Origin of the sequence: Streptomyces sp. NPDC058469 (assembly GCF_042721125.1) — a bacterium.
Classification (GTDB): Bacteria; Actinomycetota; Actinomycetes; order Streptomycetales; family Streptomycetaceae; genus Streptomyces.
In genome coordinates this window covers 1-19,444 of record NZ_JBHXME010000080.1, presented here as the reverse complement: position 1 = coordinate 19,444, position 19,444 = coordinate 1, and the positions used below count along the sequence as shown (strand labels likewise).

Sequence of the window (19,444 nt, the reverse complement as noted above, 5' to 3'; positions counted from 1 at the left end):
TGGGGTACAGGGGGAAGGCTTACAGGCCTCGGTCGAGGAGTTCGGATACGACGAGACGCCCGAAGGCGAGGTTGCCGTGGATGGAGTCGTCCGCCTGGCAGAAGGCGGGGCGTTGCAGCCCGGTGCCGTCGGTGACGCGGGAGCGCAGGTCGACCAACTCGACGTCGCGGGCGGTGAGTTCGTCAGCGAGGATGTTCTGCGCGGCGAAGAAGACGTTCGGGTCGGACATGCCGGGGACGCGCTGGGGCGGCATGGGTGCCAGCACCCGTAGTCCCAGGGCGACGGCGTGGTCGTAGAAGGCGAGTGCGCCTCGGACGGTCGCCCTGACCAGGTCGGCGAAGAGGCGGCTGTGCAGGAAGGTGTCCGGGACGGTGCCGTGCCGGTCGCGGTAGAGGTCCCAGTTCCGTCGGGTGGCCACCGTGTGGGCACTCAGGCCGAAAGTACAGACCAGCGGAACCGGCAGTCCGGCGAGTGCGCTCACATCGAGGGTGTCGAGGAACTCGCGGTACAGCCGCTGCGTCTCCGTCTGCCGGAAGGTGAGGTCGGTGGCGTCGGTGGCGAAGCAGGGGCCCAAAAAGTCGCGCCCGGATCCCAACGGGCCGCCCACGAAGGGCAGTTCGGCGGCCTGGGCGGCGCGTCCGACACAACCCGCGTGGGAGTCACCCAGCAGAAGGAATCGGGCGGGGGTTGTAGTAGTCGAGCGCGGCGTCGTCACACCAGTGGTCCTCTCCGCCGGCGACCGGGGTCGCGTGTCCGGGCGCGGGCGCGGGTCGCGCCGTAGCGGATCGACCCTGGAGGGCCTGGAAGAAGTGCCGCATCACGAAGGCCACGCCGTCTGGGGTGACCGAGCGGAGGTTGGGTTCGTAGAAGGCCGCCCGGTAGGGGAAGCCGGTGATGATCTCGTACGACGGGAAGTAGTCGACGTCGTCCGTCTCGTCCGCCAACTGCCCGGCCGCCGCGCGTAGTACGGACTTGGAGTGGGTGGTGGCGACGAGGGCGTGGCGGCCCGTGGCGGTGGCCGTCAGGGGCACCGGGGAGACCGTGAGGACCATACGCAGCCGGGAGTTGACCCCGCGGGCGAGGGCGAGCACGGACGTCAGGTCGCTGAGCACCTGCGCCACCGTGTGGTTGCGCAGGACGTGCCGGGCCGGGTCGAAGGTGCCGCGTACGGTCCCGGGGCACATCGGCAGCACCGTGCCGGTCCGGATGTCGTGCCAGGCCTCGGTCAGGCCCAGGGTGAAGACGAGGACGTCGGCCTTGGCGAGGGCAGTGCGGATGGCGGCGAGGATGATGTCGCGGGAGCGGAGCAGGTCGTCGGACGAGGCGAAGCCGGCCGGTTCGACGGTGGGCCGGTAGGAGTCGTAGTAGGTGTCGTGGGAGGTGCCGCGTGAGGTGTCATGGGATGTGCCGCGAAAGGTGCCGTCCTCCGTCCAGACCTCCTCGGGCGGTTTCTCCTCGCCGAGCGCCCAGGCGACCCACTGGCGCAGTGCGGCGGCGGTGTAGATGTTCCCGGTCCGGAAGGAGAAGCGGCGGTAGCCGCGTGCGGTCTGTTCGGCGCGGGTGAGGCCCGGGGGTGGTGGTTCGGCGTCGTACCAGTGCATGCCCTCCTCCAGGAGGGCTCGTCCGATGTGGGCGGCGAAGCAGGATCCGGCGGTGACGACGGGAGCGTCCTGGCCGATCGTGAACTTCGGCGTCCACAGGTCGGTGATGTCGAGCGCGTCGGGTTCGGCGACCGCGGTACGCCAGAAGGACCGCTTGGGGAGGCGGGTGTAGGGGTGCTGCACGGTGACCTCCTCAGGATCGTCCGGCGGGGTGGGGCAGGGCGGCTTGCGTCTCGGGCGGGGCCGTCGCGACTACGGCGGCTCGCGTGTCGGGTGGGGGCGCCGCGAGCACGGCGGCGATCGCCTGTACGTGGGGTTCCGCGACGAGCTCGTAGTGGGTGGCGTCGACGTGGTGGAGGCGCAAGGGCAGGGGCAGATGGGCGACCCACGCGTCGGGTGCGGTCGGTTCCGGTCCCAACACCCCTTCTTCTACGGGGCGTTGGGCGAGCCACACCTCGGCGCGCGTCCGGTCCAGTCGCGGCAACCGGTGTTCGGCCATGGCCGCGAGGTTGGTCCGGCAGCAGTGTGCGAGGCGTTCTGCGTAGGCACGGCCGGACTCCGACAGCCGTCCGCCGCTACCGCTGCCATTCCCGTTGCCGCCGGCGTTGCCGCTCAACTCGCGGGCGAACACGGCGTCCACCTGCTGTTCGTCATAGGCGGCGAGCCGTTGTCCGGCGCCGGGTGGCGGCGGGTCGAGGAGGTGGACGGCGTCGACGGGTCGGCGGTCGGCCTCGGCAAGTGCCGCCATGGACAGGGCAGTCCAGGCGCCGAACGACCAACCCGCCAGGCTCAGGCGGCAGTTGGGGTCCGGAAACGCGGACCGGACGGCATCCAGGTAGTGCGCGGCGCGGTCGGCGATCGAACGGGCGGGCTGCGCCGGGTCGCGCAGTTTCGGGTCGGCGATCAGGCAGACCGTCAACTCGTCGGGCAGGGCTGCCACCAGAGGCCGGTAGGCCTGGATGTCGCCGCCGACCGGATGGACCAGGCACAGCACGTCCGGGCCCGGTCCGCGCTGCCACACCTCGACGTCCACCGCCGTAGCGGACGCACGCGTGCCGGTGTCGAGGTGGGCGAGATGGCCGAGGATCTCGGTGAGGCTCACCCGGTGGCTGAGCCGGGACAGGTCGATGTCGGTGCCGTAGCGGCGTTTCACCTCGTCGATGAGTTCCAGGAGGGTGAGCGAGTCGGCGCCGAGGTCGTACAGGGCCGCCTCCGGGTCGACGGTGTCCACGCCGAGCAAGTCGACCAGGATCTCGGTGAGTTCGGCCGTGGGGTCGCCGTGCACGGGGTGCGCGGAAGGCGCCGGCGGAGAGTCGGAGACCGGCTCGTATCGGGAGGTGAGGTCCGGCTCGTAACGGGAGTTGGGGATCGGCTCGTAGAAGAAGGGAGCCTCCGCCAAGGGTGTGGTGTTGACCATCAAGTGGGGCAACTGCAGGTGCAGGGCCCGTTCGAAGACCGCCGCGCCGTCCTCGGGGGTGAGCGCGACCTTGAGGTGTTCCTGGTGGCGGGCATCGGTGGTCAGGGCGTGCTGCGCCATGCCTACGTCCCGCCAGGCGTCCCAGCCGATGCTCATACGGACGGTGGTGGCGTCGTCGCCGGGTGGCGCGTAATGGGCGTAGGCGTCGAGGCAGGCGTTGGCCGCCGCGTAGTCGAACTGTCCGACTCCGCCGTACCGGGCCGCCATCGACGAGCAGTAGGCCGCGTAGTCGGGGTCGTGCTCGGCGATGAGCAGCTCGACGAGCAGGGCGCCGCGCAGTTTGGCAGCCGTGGCACGGCTGGCGGTGGCAGGGTCGCGGCGAACGAGGAGTCCCCCGGCGGCCGTACCCGCGGCGTGGACGATGCCGGCGAGACCGTCCAGGTGCGGGGCCAGGCGGTCCGCGACCGCGCTCAGATCGTCTGTGGCGAGGTCGGCCGGGACCAACGTGACGCGGTCCTGGTACGGCCGTAGCGCGGGCGGTGTCTCGGTCCCCCGGGCGACGAGGACCACGCGGTTGCCGGGGTGTTCCAGGAGGCGTGCGGCCAGGGTGGCGCCGATGCCTCCGGTGCCGCCGAGCACCAGGTGGGTTCCGGGGGCGGCCGAACGGACGGCGGGCGGCGCGGTGTTGAGGACCCGGACCGGTTGGAGGGTGCGCTGCCACCAGAAACCGTCGCGCAGGGCGGTCGCTTGTTCGGCGATCGTGTCGTCCAGGAGCAGGTCTGGCAGGTGTGCCGCCCAGTCGGCCGGGCGGGGTCCGGGCAGGTCGGTCCAGCGCAGGGTCACGCCCAGTTCCTGCCGGGGCACTTCGAGAGCGGCGGCGAGCAGGCCCGCCTCAGGGGTGCGGACGGGGCCGGTGACCGGCTGCGCCCCGTGGGACAGCAGCCACGCTCGCGGCCGTACGGCATCCGGGACGTCGGCCAGGGTGCGGGCGAGCGCGGCGACGGTGTCGAGACAGGCCAACTGGGCCGCTTCCAGGGCATGTTCGTCGAGGCTGCCGTCGAGGGCCAGGGGCAGCGCGTGCAGCCAGTCGACCCCGGGGCCGACGGAACGGGTGACCCTTTCCAGCACAGCGGCCAACTGCCTGGAGTCGGCGGGATCGGCCTCGTAATAGTCCTCATCGAGACGGGCGAAGGCCTTCCCGGCGCGCACGGTCACCACCCGGGCGTAGTGCCGCTCCAGGAACCGCCATGGTTCGCCGCCCGCGTCCGTGACCACCACGGCGGTGCGCCGCGGTTCATGGGCGCCGGTGCGGGCGCGGCGCAGCCGGGTCCACTGCTGCTGGTGCAGCCACTGGTCGGCGGGCAGCCGCTGCGGTCCGGTTGGCAGCGCGGGCGTGCGCGCGAAGTCGTACTCCACCGTCTCGAAGGCGGGCGGCGGGAAGTCCCAGGGCGCGGACGCCGGACCCTCGGACCATCCGAGGGTGTGGCCGGCCGACCAGGCCTCGGCGAGGGCATGGGCGTCCCGGTCTCGGGCGGGGAGCCGGGTCTGCGGGTGAGGCGCCGTGACCTCGCCCAATGCGTCCAGCCACACGACGGCGGAGGGGGCGTCCGGGCAGACCGCCGCCGCCCGGTGGCCGAGCGCGGGCCGTCCGGCCTGGAGGTGGCGCAGGACCTGCGGATAGGTGTCAGGGTGCGCCTTCAGGTATGCGGCGATACGGCGTCCATCCGCGCGTACGGCAGCCTCGGAACTGCCGGACAGCACCAGGCACGGCACCAACTCGCGCGCGGTGTGCGCTACTTGCGCTGCGTCCGGCTGTTCGAGCAGCAGGTGGGCGTTGGTCCCGCCGATGCCGAAGCTGCTGACGGCGGCCACCCGTGGCCCGTCCTGCGGCCAGGGTTCGGCGGCAGTGGGTATGCGGAACGGGCCGTCGTCGATCTCCGGGTTGAGCCGGTCGAAGTCCGCCGTGGGCGGGACGATCCCGTGGTGCACGGCGAGTACGGCCCGCACCATGCCGACGACGCCCGCGGCGGCGCCCAGGTGTCCGATCTGGCTCTTCACGGACGACAACGCCACGCACCCGTCGTCCGCCAGGCCGTACGCCTGACGCAGCGCGGCCGCCTCCACCGGGTCCCCGAGACGGGTACCGGTGCCGTGTGCCTCCACATAGCCGAGGTCTGCGCCGCTACGGCCGCTGCGGTGCAGGGCGGTGCGGATCGCGGCGCGTTGCCCGGCCAGGGCGGGGGCACTGTAACTGAGCTTGTCCGAACCGTCGTTGTTGATGCCCGAGCCGGTGATGACGGCGTAGACGGTGTCCCCGTCCCGGCGGGCGGCGGCGAGGGGCTTGAGGACGACGACGCCGGTTCCGCTGGCGCCGACGGTGCCGCCGGCGTCCGCGCTGAAGGGCCGGCAGTGGCCGTCCGGCGAGAAGATGTGCTGCGGCCGGTAGGTGTAGCCGTCGGTGAGTTCGGTGTCGACGAGGACACCGCCGACGAGCATCACGTCGGCGTCTCCCTGCCGCAGCAGCCCGGCGGCGACGTGCACGCCGACGAGTGAACTGGAGCATGCCGACTGCACGGTGAAGGCGGGCCCTGTCAGACCGAGGTGGTAGGCGGCCTTGGTGGCCAGGAAGTCCTTCTCGTGGTGCAGCGCCAGCCGGAAGGTGTCGGGCAGTTCGGCCGGGTCCGCCTCGCGCAGCATGCGCTGGAAGTAGGTGTTCTCCCCGCAGGCGGCCAGGAGTCCGACCCGGCGGGCCGTCGGATCTCCGATACCGGCGTGGGCGAGTGCCTCGACGCAGTTCATCAGGAGCTGCCGCTGCTGGGGGTCCATCAGCCGGGCCTCGTGCGGGCTGATCGTGAAGCGGCCCGGGTCGAAGGCGAGCATCCCCGTGAGCTGGCTGCGGGCGCCGACCCGGCCGTCCGTGGTCGGGAAGTGTTCGATGCCGCGACGGCCGGAGACCACCAGGTCCCAGAAGGCGGCCAGGTCAGGGGCGCCCGGCAGTCGTACGGCCATCCCGATGACGGCGATGGGTTCCTCGGCCCGCTCCCCCGGCGGCCGTGGGGCGTCGGAGACGACGGCAGTCGCAACGGCGCCCTCCGAGGCACGTTCCTCGATGAGGCGTGCCAGCGCGCGGAGGCTGACGTGCTCGAACAACTCCGGGACGGTGAAGGCGAGTTCGCCCTCGCCCGCGCAGCGGAGCTGGAAGCGCATCAGGTCCAGACTGGTGGCGCCCGCGTCGAAGAACCGCTGCTCCACGCCGATCGCCTTGCCGGTCACCGTCTCGAACAGGGCGGCCAGCCGTCCTTCGAGCGATGAGACGGCCGGGGCGGCCACGTCGACGGAGCGCAACTCGCGACCCGGGGCGGTCTGCGCCGCCCGGCGGTCCAGCTTGCCGCTCGGCGTGCGCGGCAGCTCTGTCAGGCGACGGAAACGGCTTATGCGTACGTAAGCCGGCAGCAGCCCCGCCAGATGGTCCGCGAGATCGGCCGGATCGGGGTCGCCGCCCCGGCATCGCAGGCAGGCCACCAACTGTCCGCCCTCCACCGCCGCGATCGCGTGGGTCACACCGGGATACTGCAGCAACGCGGCCTCGACCTGCCCCAACTCCAGCCGGAACCCGCCGAGTTTGACCTGGCTGTCGTCGCGGCCCGCGTAGTGCAGCAGACCCTGCGCGTCGAACCGTGCCAGATCGCCGGTGCGGTAGAAGGTCCCGAGGTCCGGGTCGTCGGTGAAGCGGTCGTGGTTCGGCGTGTCGTCGCCGACGTAGCAGCGGTTGGCCATGAGGCCGCCGATCAACAACTCGCCGGTGACACCGGGCGGGACAGGCAGACCGCCCTCGTCGACGACACGCAGGACGGCGTTCGCCACCGGGCGTCCGATCGCGGGGCGCAGCGGCCAGGCGGCGGGGTCGCCGTCGAGGCACAGGCCACTGACGACATGGGTCTCGGTGGGGCCGTAGTGATTGAACAGCCGGGCGTCCGGAAGCCCGGCGAACCAGCGGCGGATCGCGTCGGTGCACACCAACTGTTCGCCGGCGGTGATGACTTCACGCAATCGCGACGGGAACTGCCCGGTGCGCACCCCGTGTTCGGCGAGCAGCTGCAGAGCGACGTACGGCAGGTAGATCCGCTCCGCTCCCCCGGTCTCCAACTCCCGCAGCAGGGACGGGACATCGTGCCGCCAGGCGGGTTCCACCAACCGCAGGAGCCCGCCGGAGCACAGGGTCGTGAAGATCTCCTGGAAGGAGACGTCGAAGGACAGCATGGAGAACTGCTGGGTGACGGCGGGCCCGCTCAGGCCGCCGCATGTGCGCTGCCAGGTCAGCAGGTTGCACAGGGTCCGGTCGGAGACCTGGACGCCTTTGGGAGTGCCGGTGGAGCCGGACGTGAACAGGGTGTAGAGCGGGCGCAGCCCCTGGTGCGTGGGCAGTTGGGGCGCTGTGGTGGGGGTGTCGGCGAGGGTGAGCACGTGCCGGGGCAGGGACGGTGGCGCGATCGCGGCGAGGACGGCTTCGTCCTCGGGTGCCACGAGCACGCACAGGGGGTCGGCCTGGTCGAGCACATGCCGCAGCAGGGGCGGCGGGTAGGCGGGGTCGAGAGGTACAACGGTGAGGTTGAGTCGGGCCGCCGCGAGGAGCGCCACGATGTGTTCGGCGGAGGGCTGGAGGTAGAGCGCGACGGCCGCCGGTGCGGCGGGATCGGCCGGGAGGCGCGCGCCCAGTGCCGCCGCCAACTCGGCTGCCTGTACGTCGAGTTCGGCGTAGGTGAGGGTGGATTCACCGGTGGTGACGGCGGGGGCGTGCGGGGTGTGGGCGACCTGCCGGGCGAAGCCGTCGGCGACGGTGGTGAAGTCCGGTGCGCGCGTGGGGCCTTGGCCGTGGTCGGGCAGGGTTCGGCGATAGTCGGTGACCAGTTCGTGCAGGGTGATGTCGGTGTCGCCGGTCAGGTGGTCGAGGGTCTGGCGGAAGAGGCGGACCGCGGCCCGGGTGCGTTCGGCGCCGATGTCGTCGCGGTATTCCCACAGGCAGTCGAACCCGCCCTCGTGCTCCACCACCGACAGCGTGAGGGCGCACTTTGCACCCAGCGGCTCGGGCCACAGCGGCCGTACCTCGCAGCCGTCCAGGCGCAGTGCCGAGAAGTCGGTGTTCTCCAGGACGAACAGGTAGTCGAACAAGGGGGTTCGCTCGCGGAAGGCGCGGTCCGCGAGGAGGTCGGCAAGGGCGACCTCCTGGTCTTGCAGCACAGCACGAACGGCAGCGGAGTGGGCCGAGAGCTGGGCGTCCAGTGAGCGGTGCGGCTCCATCGCCAGGTCCAGGAGCACGGTGTTGGCGAACATGCCGACCGTGTCCGCGAATTCGGGGCGGGGCCGGTTCACCACCGGCGTGGCGACCAGCGGACGGCCCTGCCCGGTCACGCCGTACAGGCTCGCGGCGAACGCGGACACCAGCAACTGGAAGCGCGTCAGTCCGAGTTGTGCCGCACGACGGTCCAGCGCGCTGCGGCGGACCAGGTCGAGCGAGGTGCGCAACAGGCGGGCCCGTGGCGCTTCGGAGGCCGGCAGCGCGGGTGACGGTTCGCCGTCACGGCCGTAGTGGGAACGCAGCCGCGCGCGGCGGTCTTCGTAGGCGGGACTCGTGTGCCAACTGCGCTGCCAGCGTGCGAAGTCCAGGGGGGTGAGGGCGGAGGGCGGCTGGGCGGCATCGGCAGTACACGCGTCGCTGGCGTCCAGGGGCGTGGGGACGGACGACGGCTGGACGCCACCGCCGGTGCAGGCGTCGGTGAGGTCGTGGAGGAGGAGGTTGAGCGACCAGCCGTCCACGGCGACGTGGTGCAGGTGCAGCAGGAGCAGTCCGCCGTCGGCCTGCGTCACCCAGGCGGCCCGCAGCATCCGGGCGTCGCCGAGGTCGAAGCGGTGGCCGAAGAACCGGTCGGCGGTGTCCTGCCACTCCTCCCCCACGCGTGCTTGGAGGCGCTGCCAGGGGTCGTAGGGATCGCCGGTCTGCTGGAGCAGCCCGTCGGGGGTGGGGACCAGCCGGGTGCGCAGGGCCACGTGCCGTTCCACCATCGCGCGCACCGCGCGATGCAGAGCCGCCGTGTCGACGCGGCCCCGGACGCGGAAGGCCAACGGCACGTCGTAGGAGCGGCTTTCGGGCTCCCGCTGCTGCAGAAGCCAGAGGCGTTCCTGCTCGCTGGTGGCCGGTGCGGTCGGCTCGCCGGAGGGGGCGGGCACGGGTGGGTGTTCTCCCGGAGTCGTCTCCGGGGCGTGCACAGCATCCGCGAGGGAGGCGAAGTCGGCCCGCAGGACGAGGTCGTGCGGCAGGTCGACGGCGAAGCGGCTGAGGATCTCGAAGCGGAAGCGCAACGCCTTCAGCGAGTCACCGCCGCTCGCGGCCCAACGGTCGCCCGGGCGCAGGCCGTTGACGGCGAGGATGTCTTCGGCGACTTCCAGCACCCGTCGTTGCTCGGCGCTGACGGGTACGTCGCCCTCCTGCGCACCGCGCCACGGGGTCCCGGCGCCACGCAGCAGGGCGGCCCGGTCGACCTTGCCGTTGGCGTTTCGCGGCAACTCGGCGACGAGGTACGTGTGGTGAGGGCGCATGTACGAGGGCAGGGCGGCGGCGAGGTGACGGTCGTAGGCGTCGTAGGAGAGTTCGTCGCCCAGGACGAGGAAGGCGAGCAGTTCGCTGCGGTCCGCGTCGTCGCGGCGGGTGCATATGTAGGCCTGGCGGACGGCGGGTTGGGCCAGGATCTGCCGCTCCACCTCGCCCGGTTCGATGCGGAAGCCGCGCACCTTGACCTGGCGGTCGGCCCGGCCGACGTAGGTGATCCGGCTTTCGGTGTCCTGGCGTACGAGGTCTCCGGTGCGGTACCAGCGGCGTTCGCCGCCGTTCTCGTGCGGGAGCCGTACGAAGCTGCGCTCTGTCTGCTCCGGGAGGTTGCGGTAGCCGAGGGCCAACGCCGGTCCGGACAGCAGTAGTTCGGCCACTTCGCCCGGTTCGGCGGTGCGGTCGTCCTCGGTGCGGAGCAGTACGCCGGTGCCGGGGAGCGGGGCGCCGATCGGGATGGTGTCGCCGGCGAAGTCGCGTGGGATGGGGTGGCACAGGGCGAAGGTCGTCGCCTCCGTCGGCCCGTACACGTTGTGCAGGACGGTGCGGGAGGCGGAGTTGGTCTCGTACCAGCGGCGGACGATGCGTGCGTTGAGCTGTTCACCGCCGACGAGTACCTGTCCGGTGGTGACGAAGCAGTCGGGTACCTGCTCGACGACCGCGTTGAACAGGGCCGTCGTGATGAACACCGTGTCGACGCGCTGCTCGCTGAGCACCCTGGCGAATTGGGGCGCGCTGTGCACTTGGTCGTCGTCGAGTACGACGCAGACGCCGCCGGTCAGGAGGGGGACCCACACCTCGAAACTGAGCGCGTCGAAGGCGGGGTTGGCCAGGCTGGCGAAGCGGGCGCCGGGCCGTAGGTCCAGGTAACCGGGGCGTGCCAGGCGCAGCACTCCGTCGTCGGTGACCTCGACGCCCTTGGGGTGCCCCGTGCTGCCGGAGGTGTAGAAGACGAATCCCGTGACGGTGTCGCCGGGACGGCTCGGAGGCACGGCGGGCAGGACGGGACCGTCACCGGTCAGGAGCAGGTGGGCGTCCAACGCGGCAATGTGCTCCGGCAGTTGGGGCGTGTGCCCGCTGTTGTGGACGACGGCGACGGCGCCCGAGTCGTCGAGGATGTGCCGCTGGCGGTCGGGTGGGCTGAGGCGGTCGAGGGGGACGACGGTGGCTCCGGCGCGGCGGATGCCGAGCATGACGCAGACCAGTTGCCAGGAGCGGGGCAGGTGTACGGCGACCGCGTGGCCGGGGCGAACTCCGGCCGCGTGCAGTCGCGTTGCCACTCGACCGCTGGCCTGTTCGAGTTCGGCGTAGTCGAGGACCCGGCTGCCGTCCTCGACGGCGACGGCGGAGGGGGTGCGGCGAGCCTGGCCCAGCACGCCCTCGGCGAGGGAGGCGCATCTCGCGGGGGCCGGGGAGACTCTGAGGGCGGGGCGGAGGTCCATCACGCCTCCCGTATCGGCTGAGTCAACTGAGCGCCGTGGTGGGCGAGTTCAGCGGCGAGCAGGGTGCCGACCTGAGCTGCTCCGACGCCCTCCAGGATCTCCCAGTGGTCGCACTCCATCATCTCGACGCGGTAGCCGCCCTCGGCGCGGCGCTGCCAGAAGGCACGGACCTCGGCGTGGAAGGGGGTGTCGTCACCGTCCGGCACCGCCTGGGCGAGGACCGTGCGCGCCGGGGAGGCCGCCGGGACATGCTCGCGGGCAGTGAGCCGGTTGTGGTTGTAGAGGTGGAAGTAGCGGTCGACCTGGGCGTCGTCGATGCCGGGGTACATCCCGTTGAACCTCACGAGTTTGTCGCGGAACTCGGCCGCGTCGACGGCACCGATCTCCGCGCGGGCGGATTCGTCGTCGGTGGCCTGGGTGTCGAGGAGGACGACGCTGACCGCCCGGTGTCCGGCACGGGCCAGCACGCGTCCCATCTCATGGGCGACGAGACCGCCGTAGGACAGACCGGTCAGGACCAGTGGTTCCGCGCCCAGCGGCTCCAGTAGGCGCAGGTACTCCTCGGCCATGGCTTCCACGCTCGGCAGGAGGTCCTCGTCGGGGTTCACTCCCGGGGACTGGATGCCGTACAGGCCGACGCTCTCGGGGAGGAGGGTGGCCAGGGGGAGGTAGCAGAAGGCGGTGCCGCCGGCGGGATGGACGCAGACGACGCGCGGGCCCGTGCCGGGGCGGAACTCGATGAGGCTGCCGGGCGCGCGGGAGGTGCCGTCCTCGCGCAGTAACGCGGCCAGCGTTTCGATGGTGGGGCGGGTCATCACCTCACCCACCGGCAGACGGCGGCCGAACGTCTCGGTGACGGCGTGGGCCATTTTGATGGCCGAGAGCGAAGTCCCGCCGATCTCGAAGAAGTTGTCGCTGACGCCGATGTCGGGGTGGAGCAGGATCCGCTGCCAGATCCGGTACAGGCCGTGTTCGACGTGGTCGCGCGGGCTGGCCGTGTTGACCTGGGTGGCTGTCGACTCCTGGGCCAGACTCAGCAGTTGGGGCCGGTCGAGTTTGCCGCTGCGGTTGAGCGGGAGGGTGTCGAGGTCGAGGAAGACGGCGGGGATCATGTAGTCGGGCAGTCGGTGGGCGAGGGCGGTTCGCCAGTCGTGGGTGGTGCGGGCGGGTGCGGTGCCCCGGCCGATGCCGGCGAGCAGGCGGGGCTGGCCGGTCGCGTCGTGGTCGACGAGGACGGCGGCTTCGCGGACGCCGGGCAGGGCCATGAGCGCGGCCTCGACCTCGGCGGGTTCGATCCGGAATCCGCGGAGTTTGACCTGGTCGTCGGCGCGGCCCAGGTAGTGGGCCTGGCCGTCGGGCAGGCGTCGGGCGAGGTCTCCGGTGCGGTAGATCCGTTCGCCGGGCACGAACGGGTCGGGCAGGAAGCGTTCCTTGGTGAGGTCGGGGCGGCCCAGATAGCCGCGGGCCAGCGACGCTCCACCGAGGTACACCTCCCCCACCACACCGGGCGGAACGGGTTCCATGCGGCCGTCGAGCACGTACATACGGGTGCCGGGCAGCGGGCGGCCGATGGGGCACGGCCGCTCCAGTGGGCGGGGGTCGTAGTACGCGGTGCTGTAGAGGGTCGCTTCGGTGGGGCCGTAGCCGAAGCAGGTCCGCAGGCCGGGAAGGTGCTGTGCCATGCGGTGCAGCGCGGCTTCGGTGAGCGACTCGACTCCCGTGAGCAGCGTGCGCAGTTGAAGCCCCCGCAGTCGTACGGCGGGGTCCTCGTCGATCCACTTGACGTAGGCGGGCGGCAAGAACGCCTGGGTCACCGCGTGTTCGCGCATCCAGGCGAGCAGCGCCTCGGGGTCGCCGCGCAAGTCCTCGGGGACGATGTGCAGTTCGCCACCGGTGGTCAGGGGCAGCAGCAGTTCGTGGATCGAGGCGTCGAAGCCGATGCTGGACCAGGCCGAGCCGACCTCGCCGGGGGCGGTGCCCATGCGGGCGTGCCAGGTCGCGAAGAGGTTGAGGACGCTGCGGTGTTCGACTGCGACGCCCTTGGGTCGTCCCGTGGACCCGGAAGTGAAGATCACGTAGGCGAGTCGGTCCGGCGTGGGAGCGATGCCTGTGGGCGGTTCGTGGCGGGTTGCTCCCTCGGCCTCTACGGCGCTCAGGTCGAGCCATTCCGGTGCGCGGTCCGCACTGTCGTGGTCGCTCAGGACGAGGGGGCAGGCCGCGTCCTCGACCATGTTCGCGAGGCGTTCGGCGGGCTGGCCCGGGTCGAGCGGGAGATAGGCGCCGCCCGCTTTGAGGATGCCCAGGATGCCGACGGCCAGATCGCAGGACCGTTTCGCGTGCAGGCCCACGACGTCGCCGGGACGGACGGACCGGGCCACGAGGGCGTGCGCGAGGTGGTTGGCGCGGCGGTCGAGGTCCGCGTAGTCCAGCGAGCTGTCCCGGTCGACGACGGCGGTCTGCCTGGGGCGCTCGCGGACCTGTGTTTCGAAGAGTTCGACGAGTCCCGACGCCGCGTGCAGCACGGACCCGGGGGCCTCCGACCGCGTGGCGTCACCGTCGAGCAGCACCTGTCGGCGTTCCCGAGGCTCCATCAACTCCAGGGCGCGGACGTCCCGTTCGGGGTGGCGGGCCATATCGGTGAGCAGGTTCCGCAGATGGCCGGCCCAGCGCTCGGCGGTGGCGTGGTCGAGGAGGGCCGTCGCGTAGTCCAGGTACCCGGTGATCCGGCCGTCGGACTCGGTCGCCGAGACGGCGAGGTCGAACTTGGCCGGGGCGTGGGCGATCGGCAGCGGCTGGGCCTCGACTCCGGGCAGATGCAGCAGGTCCCGCCGTTCGGGCACCCAGGCCAGCATGGTCTGGAACAGCGGGGTTCGGGAGGCGCTGCGCGGCGGGTTGACCAGTTCGACGATGCGCTCGAACGGCAGGTCCTGGTGGGCGAGTGCCGCGCGTACGACGGCACGGGTGCGGGCGAGGGCCTCGGACGCGGTGAGGGAACCGGACAGATCGATGCGCAACGGGAGGGAGTTGACGAGGAAGCCGATGAGACCGGCCGCTCCCGGGCCGCGCCGGTTGGCGAAGGGGCTGCCGACAACGATGTCCTCCTGCCCGGAAAGGCGCGACAGGAGAATCGCCCAGCCCGCCAGCACGGCAACGAAGGGGGTGGCACCGTGCTGTCTGGCCAGACTACGGAGCCCGGCGGTGACCTCGGCGTCGAGGCCGAACTCGGCCCGGCCGCCCGCGTATTGCTGTTCCGTCGGGCGTGGACGGTCGGTGGGCAGTTCCAGGACGGGCGGGGCCTCGTGCAGCGCGCGGCGCCAGTAGTCCTCCTGGGCGGCGAGCGCGCCGTCGAGGACGGCTTGCTGCCGGGTCTGCGTGTGGTCGGCGAACTGCACCGCGAGTGGCGGCAGAGGGTTCGGAGCGCCTGCGGCGAACGCCTCGTAGAGCTGGCCGAGTTCGTCCATCATGACGTTCATCGAGACGCCGTCGTAGATGCTGTGATGGAACGTCAGCAGGAGTACGTGGCGCTCGGGCCCCACTGTGAGAAGGCGTCCGCGTCCGAGCGGGCCGGTGTCGAGGTCGAACGGCCGTTGTTCCTCGTCGAGTTGGCGGGCGGCGACGCGCGCGTCGAGGTCGTGGGCGGGGGCTGCGCGGTCCGAGGCCCCGGGGCCGGCGACGGAGGTTGCGGTGAGGTCCTCGAAGGTCAGGGCGAATCCCGTGCCCGGTGGGTCGATGTGCTGGTGCACTTCCCCTTCGGTGGCCACCAGCCGTGTCCGCAGCGTCTCATGACGATCCGTCAGCGCGTCGAAGGCGCGGGACAGCAGGTCGCCGTCGAGCGGGCCGGTCAGGGAGAAGGCGATCGTCTCGTTGTACGCGGCGTTCGCGCCCGGCAGTTGGGCCAGGAACCACAGTCGCCGCTGGGCGAAGGAGGCGGGCCGGATGCGGGGCGCCAACTCGACGCCGCCGGTGGCCGTTTCGGTGGACGCGCGTGGAGTGGGGACAGGGTGGGGGGTGGTGTGCACCGGCGGTACCTGGCCTTCCCATCGGTGTGGGGCGGGGTGTCATCGGGCGCGACGGGTCGGGGTCACCGGACTGCCGTCGGCCAAGAAGAGGCGTGCTCGCCGTCGAGCGGGCGTCGTGGGGGCGGAGCGCGAGGCCGGTGGCGGGACGCGCAGGGCGCCGTCGCCGCGGACCACTCACCGGGAGACGGGGCACACGTCAGGTCGTCGAGGAAGGGGCTGGTCCACGGGGCGAGGCGGCCGAAAGGGCGCCGGTATTTCGATAATTCGATTCCCGAAATCGCTGGCCAATTACCTGGTCACATCGTTTTCCTGCTCACTCGGATTTCCTTCCGGAACTCCGTGACGCAGTCGTAATCATCAATCACAGGCTCAGGACATGTCAATACTCGACATTCCACAACACCTCACAGAACACCCACACCGAAAAAGAATCCCATGAAACTCGCATATGGGAAGAAAGGTTCCACAACGTCACGCGTTTTCCCCCGGAGTGCGGCGAAACGCCGTGACGGGCAAAGAAGGTCTCATGTTCCGGCGGACCTGACGGGTTTAAGAGTCGCCGGCCGGGACCGGAACCCCCGCACACGGGAGCGGGAAAGGCCCACTGCCGGACAAGGCGGCCCTCGGCCTTACGAACTCGTCCGCTCTTCCTCCTGCGGTACGGCGTACCCAGGCACAGAAGGCCAGCGCAGGGTCAGTACCACGGACTCGTCCTCTGCGGCCCAGGAGTGATCCACTCCCTGACCCCAGACGACATAGTCGCCCTGTTCTTCCAACAGCACGCTACGACCGGGGAACTCCATACGGAAGCGACCTGAGATGAGGACCAGGAGAGCTGCACGCACTTCGCCCCTCACCCACTGCGCTCGCTGTTCGCCACGCGGGTGGACGCCCCATTTGACCTCCACAGCGTCGCTGTGGCGAGGACCGCCTTCCTCCTTGAAGTGCCCGAGCAGCCACCCCCGGTCCAGTGCCGCGTCTTTGCCCGCATTACCCACGTACACGCCGTCTTCCATGCGCCGGAACGCTAGCAGCCGACTACCGCGGCAGTAACAGGGTGCCAGGCACCTGCGCGTGCCTTCCCGAACCCCAGTCGAATTCCCGCCGACCGGGGCTCCCTCCCGCCCGGATCAGTCGGAGCGTTCCTCCTCGGCCTCGTGGCTCTCGCACAGTGGCATCATCCCGGGCCGGTGCACCGGGCCTGCCCCGCTCACCGGATGGCGTCGAGCAGCAGGTTCGCGGCCACCGCCGCTCCGTCGGTGCGGATCTTGCCGCCCAGAGCCCTGGCTCGCGCCCGGGTCTCAGGTGCCAGGGCCGTCTTGAACGCCAGGCTCAAGGACTCGGTGGTCGGAGCCGGACTGTCAAGTGCCGCACCGAGATCCAGGGCTGCCACCTGACCGGCCCAGTAGGGGTTGTCCGCCAACTGCAGAGGAACCACCACTTGCGGCGCACCCGCACGGGCGGCCGTCAGCGTCGTGCCCGCGCCGCCGTGGTGCACCACGGCGGCCACCCTGCCGAACAGACGCTGATGGTTGACCTCGCCGATGGCGAGGCAGTCGTCCCGGTCGTCGGCCAGGTCCAGGTCCGCCCAGCCGCGCGAGACGAGTACGCGGTGACCCTGTGCGCGGATCACCTCGACGGCCCTGCGGGCGATGTCCGGGGACGGGCGCATGCTGCCGAAGCCCACGTAGACCGGCGGCGCGCCCGCGTCCAGGAACGTCACCAGTTCGGCCGGGAGCGGGCGTTGGTCCGGCAAGGTCCATGCACCCGTCTGTGTCACGTCGAGGCCCGGGGTCGCCTGCCACGGTCCCAGGACCGGGTCCGCCGCCAGCCACGGCCGGTCGGTGAAGACGTGATCGCGGACGTTGTCCACCGGTGGCAGACCGAGCGATGCCCGGTGACCGTTGAGCGGCTCGGCGAATTGCGCGTTCACGTTGTGGGCGTCCAGCTCCCACAGCGTCAGATTGTCGTTCGCCTCCGGCTCCGGCCAGCCCGGCCGCGGTGGCGGGGCATGGTACGGCGACGGCAGGTTGACCGCCGAATAGCTCGTGTACACGTAGCGGATGCCCGCGGCCTCGGCCACGGACCGCGCGGCGATCTGCGCCAGGCCCGCCGCCACCAGCGCGTCACATCCGTCGAGCGCCGCAGGGAAGATGCCGAACTGTGCGTCGAGCATCTCGGTCCGGTACCGGGACAGATCCGCCGCCGACGGCAGCGTCGTCCCGCTCATCAACGCCCGCACCGGTGGCCCGACCGGCACCAGTTGCACCCCGAGAGCTGCCAGTCGCTGCGCGAACTCCTCGTCGGGCGGGGCGCACATCCGCACCTCCACGCCGAGTTCCCGCAGCCGCACCGCGAGTGCCACCAGCGGTTCGACATCGCCCCGCGTCCCGTACGTGGACAACAGCACCCGCATTCAGCGTCCTCTTTCGTTCGGTCTTCCCGTACGTTTCGGCCCGTGCCCGCCCGGGCTTCGAGCGGTCCTCGTCGACGGCGATGGGTCGGCCGGAGCGGGTGCGCGGCAGCAGTGTACGTCGCGTGATCCGGAACGCGGCAGTGGTCCTCGAACACGGAGATGCCGGGATCCGCGCACGCCTCGCCCTCAACCGGGTGCACACGCAAGTCGGCGTCGTCGTCACGGAATTGGAAGCGTTCGACACTGGCCGGGTGCCGGTTCCGGGGCGCCGTACGGTGGTCGGTCCACTACCTGGTGAGCCGAGTGACGATGGCCGCCGGCCAGGCCTGCCGAGCTGCCCGGGGGCTGCCGCGACGTAGCGAGGTCGCCGGTGGACAGGGCACGCGGACACGGCGACGGCAGTGCCTCGTCGAACTTCGGATCCCGACGGCCGGTGTCGTCCCTCTCATGGGCCAACTCGGCTGTTTCGACGCCGACTTCTTCCTTCATCGGCAGCGGCGAATACACACCGGGCACCTTGGGGACAATCTCGCTGATCAACGTTGGCTCCCACTCACAGGGAGCCGTCCTCGGTGACTACGGTGAGCGCCGGCGTTCCTTCCAGGCCGACGGTGTGTGTGGCGTCGGCCTGGGGCCGCCCGTACCCGTACCCGGCGAAGTGCGCAAGGTTCCCGATCGTCAACACAATCTGAGAGCCACTCAATGCATAGTTCGTCCGTGCCCATCCCTGACGTTTCGATCATCTTGCCCTGCGCCGGATTCGCAACGCGCTTCGGGGCGCCCTACTCGAAGGAGCTGCACTGTCTGGCTCCCGGGGTCACCGTGCTGGACCGCAGCCTGGAGGCCGTTGTCGAGCTGGCCAAGAGTGGACTCAACGTGCGCCTGGTCGTCGTGTTCGGGACTCACAAGCTGGACACAGTGAGTTATCTCGCGCGCTACGCCGGGACCTTTCAAATGGTCTTCGTCTACCAGGACCAGGCGCTTGAACCGGATCTTGACGGCGCGATCCGGTCTGCCTTGCCGATGACGCAGGGGCCGGTGGCCCTTGTCCTGCCCGACATCGTTGTCTCCGGTGCGGGCAGTGCCGGCAGTCTTCTCGCCGCCTTGCGACAGACAGAGGTGGCGGGTTGGAGCGTTGTGGCCGCCGAGGAGCGGGACCCCGACACCCTCCGGCAGATGGGCGCGCTGGCCGTGGCCGAGGGGGACGGCATCGTGACGGTTAGGGCGGCCACCGACAAGCCATCGGACCCGTCGGGCTTCAACGCGTTCTGGGGCATGGTGGCGGTCACCGAGGAGGAGGCACACCGGTTGCCTGACGTGGCGAGCAAAGGGGCGGACAGCCCACTGGCCGGTGCGGTCGCCCTCATCGTGGAGCGAATCGTCAACTACAACACCACCGCGGGCTGACTCCCGGGGCGCCGACGAACTCGTGCGCGGGTGGCGCTGCGCACGCTCGCCGAGATCATCGACCATCTCAGTGCGTCAGGAGCCGATTACCGGATTTCACCATCCGAGCAGTTCGACCCGTTTCGCAGCAGCGGCAACCCGCTACCCACCGCCGGCGCGGGAGGTTCTGCCGTTCTCACCGGAGGCGAACGCCGACGGGGCGCTGTGAGACCTGGACGCCCGAAGCATCGCCGCGCCGTTCACCGTGGCGGGGTTCCTGGACGCCGACACACAGCCGGTGTCCGTCTCCTTCGGCGGCATGCCCTCCGAGGAAGGTCGCCCACGTGGCCGTAGAGGCGATCCGTGCCCAGGAGCACCGCGCCCTGTTGTCCCACAGGCGGACCGGCTTGGGCCCGATCGACGAGGGGGACGGCCGTTTCGTCGTGGGCGAGGTGAATGAGGAGGCACTGTTCGGTCGGGTGACTGCCGTCGTGCGTCACGGCGACCGCTGGCGGGCGCTGCCGGCCGACGACCTCTCCGCGCTGCTGACGACCACAGGTAC

General features: G+C 71.0%; 7 protein-coding genes and 1 pseudogene. 2 read left to right on the top strand and 6 right to left on the bottom strand.

Going from position 1 to position 19,444, the window contains the following annotated elements; translation table 11 throughout:
* Positions 1-19 precede the first annotated feature (19 nt).
* The 6 genes from ACFWP5_RS29495 to ACFWP5_RS29470 form a co-directional block, all read right to left on the bottom strand.
* Positions 20-715, bottom strand: coding sequence for a hypothetical protein (locus ACFWP5_RS29495; protein ID WP_384162957.1), 696 nt, complete (start codon positions 713-715; stop codon positions 20-22).
* Positions 660-1,784: a GSCFA domain-containing protein gene (locus ACFWP5_RS29490; RefSeq protein WP_384162954.1), complete on the bottom strand. Its 1,125-nt coding sequence runs from the start codon at positions 1,782-1,784 to the stop codon at positions 660-662. The genes ACFWP5_RS29495 and ACFWP5_RS29490 overlap by 56 nt, the downstream gene beginning before the upstream one ends.
* A gap of 10 nt (positions 1,785-1,794) precedes the next feature.
* Entirely contained in the window at positions 1,795-11,061 is a 9,267-nt protein-coding gene (locus ACFWP5_RS29485) for an amino acid adenylation domain-containing protein (RefSeq protein WP_384162951.1), read from the bottom strand.
* The gene (locus tag ACFWP5_RS29480) at positions 11,061-15,080 is read right to left on the bottom strand and encodes an amino acid adenylation domain-containing protein (protein WP_384162948.1); all 4,020 of its coding nucleotides are present in this window, start codon (positions 15,078-15,080) and stop codon (positions 11,061-11,063) included. The genes ACFWP5_RS29485 and ACFWP5_RS29480 overlap by 1 nt, the downstream gene beginning before the upstream one ends.
* Positions 15,081-15,709: 629 nt before the next feature.
* Complete coding sequence (locus ACFWP5_RS29475; protein WP_384162945.1) at positions 15,710-16,096, bottom strand: signal peptidase I; 387 nt, start codon at positions 16,094-16,096, stop codon at positions 15,710-15,712.
* 194 nt (positions 16,097-16,290) lie between these two features.
* Positions 16,291-17,496, bottom strand: coding sequence for a glycosyltransferase (locus ACFWP5_RS29470; protein WP_384162942.1), 1,206 nt, complete (start codon positions 17,494-17,496; stop codon positions 16,291-16,293).
* Between the two features lie 717 nt (positions 17,497-18,213).
* Between ACFWP5_RS29470 and ACFWP5_RS29465 the strand changes: the two genes are divergently transcribed.
* Positions 18,214-18,903: a hypothetical protein gene (locus tag ACFWP5_RS29465; RefSeq protein ID WP_384162939.1), complete on the top strand. Its 690-nt coding sequence runs from the start codon at positions 18,214-18,216 to the stop codon at positions 18,901-18,903.
* Between the two features lie 323 nt (positions 18,904-19,226).
* Positions 19,227-19,444: pseudogene (locus tag ACFWP5_RS29460) on the top strand (hypothetical protein); the annotation flags it as partial.

Coding starts and splice junctions, on each gene's coding strand:
- ACFWP5_RS29485 (WP_384162951.1), bottom strand. CDS start 11,061: ATGGACCTCCGCCCCGCCCTCAGAGTCTCCCCGGCCCCCGCGAGATGC.
- ACFWP5_RS29475 (WP_384162945.1), bottom strand. CDS start 16,096: ATGGAAGACGGCGTGTACGTGGGTAATGCGGGCAAAGACGCGGCACTG.
- ACFWP5_RS29470 (WP_384162942.1), bottom strand. CDS start 17,496: ATGCGGGTGCTGTTGTCCACGTACGGGACGCGGGGCGATGTCGAACCG.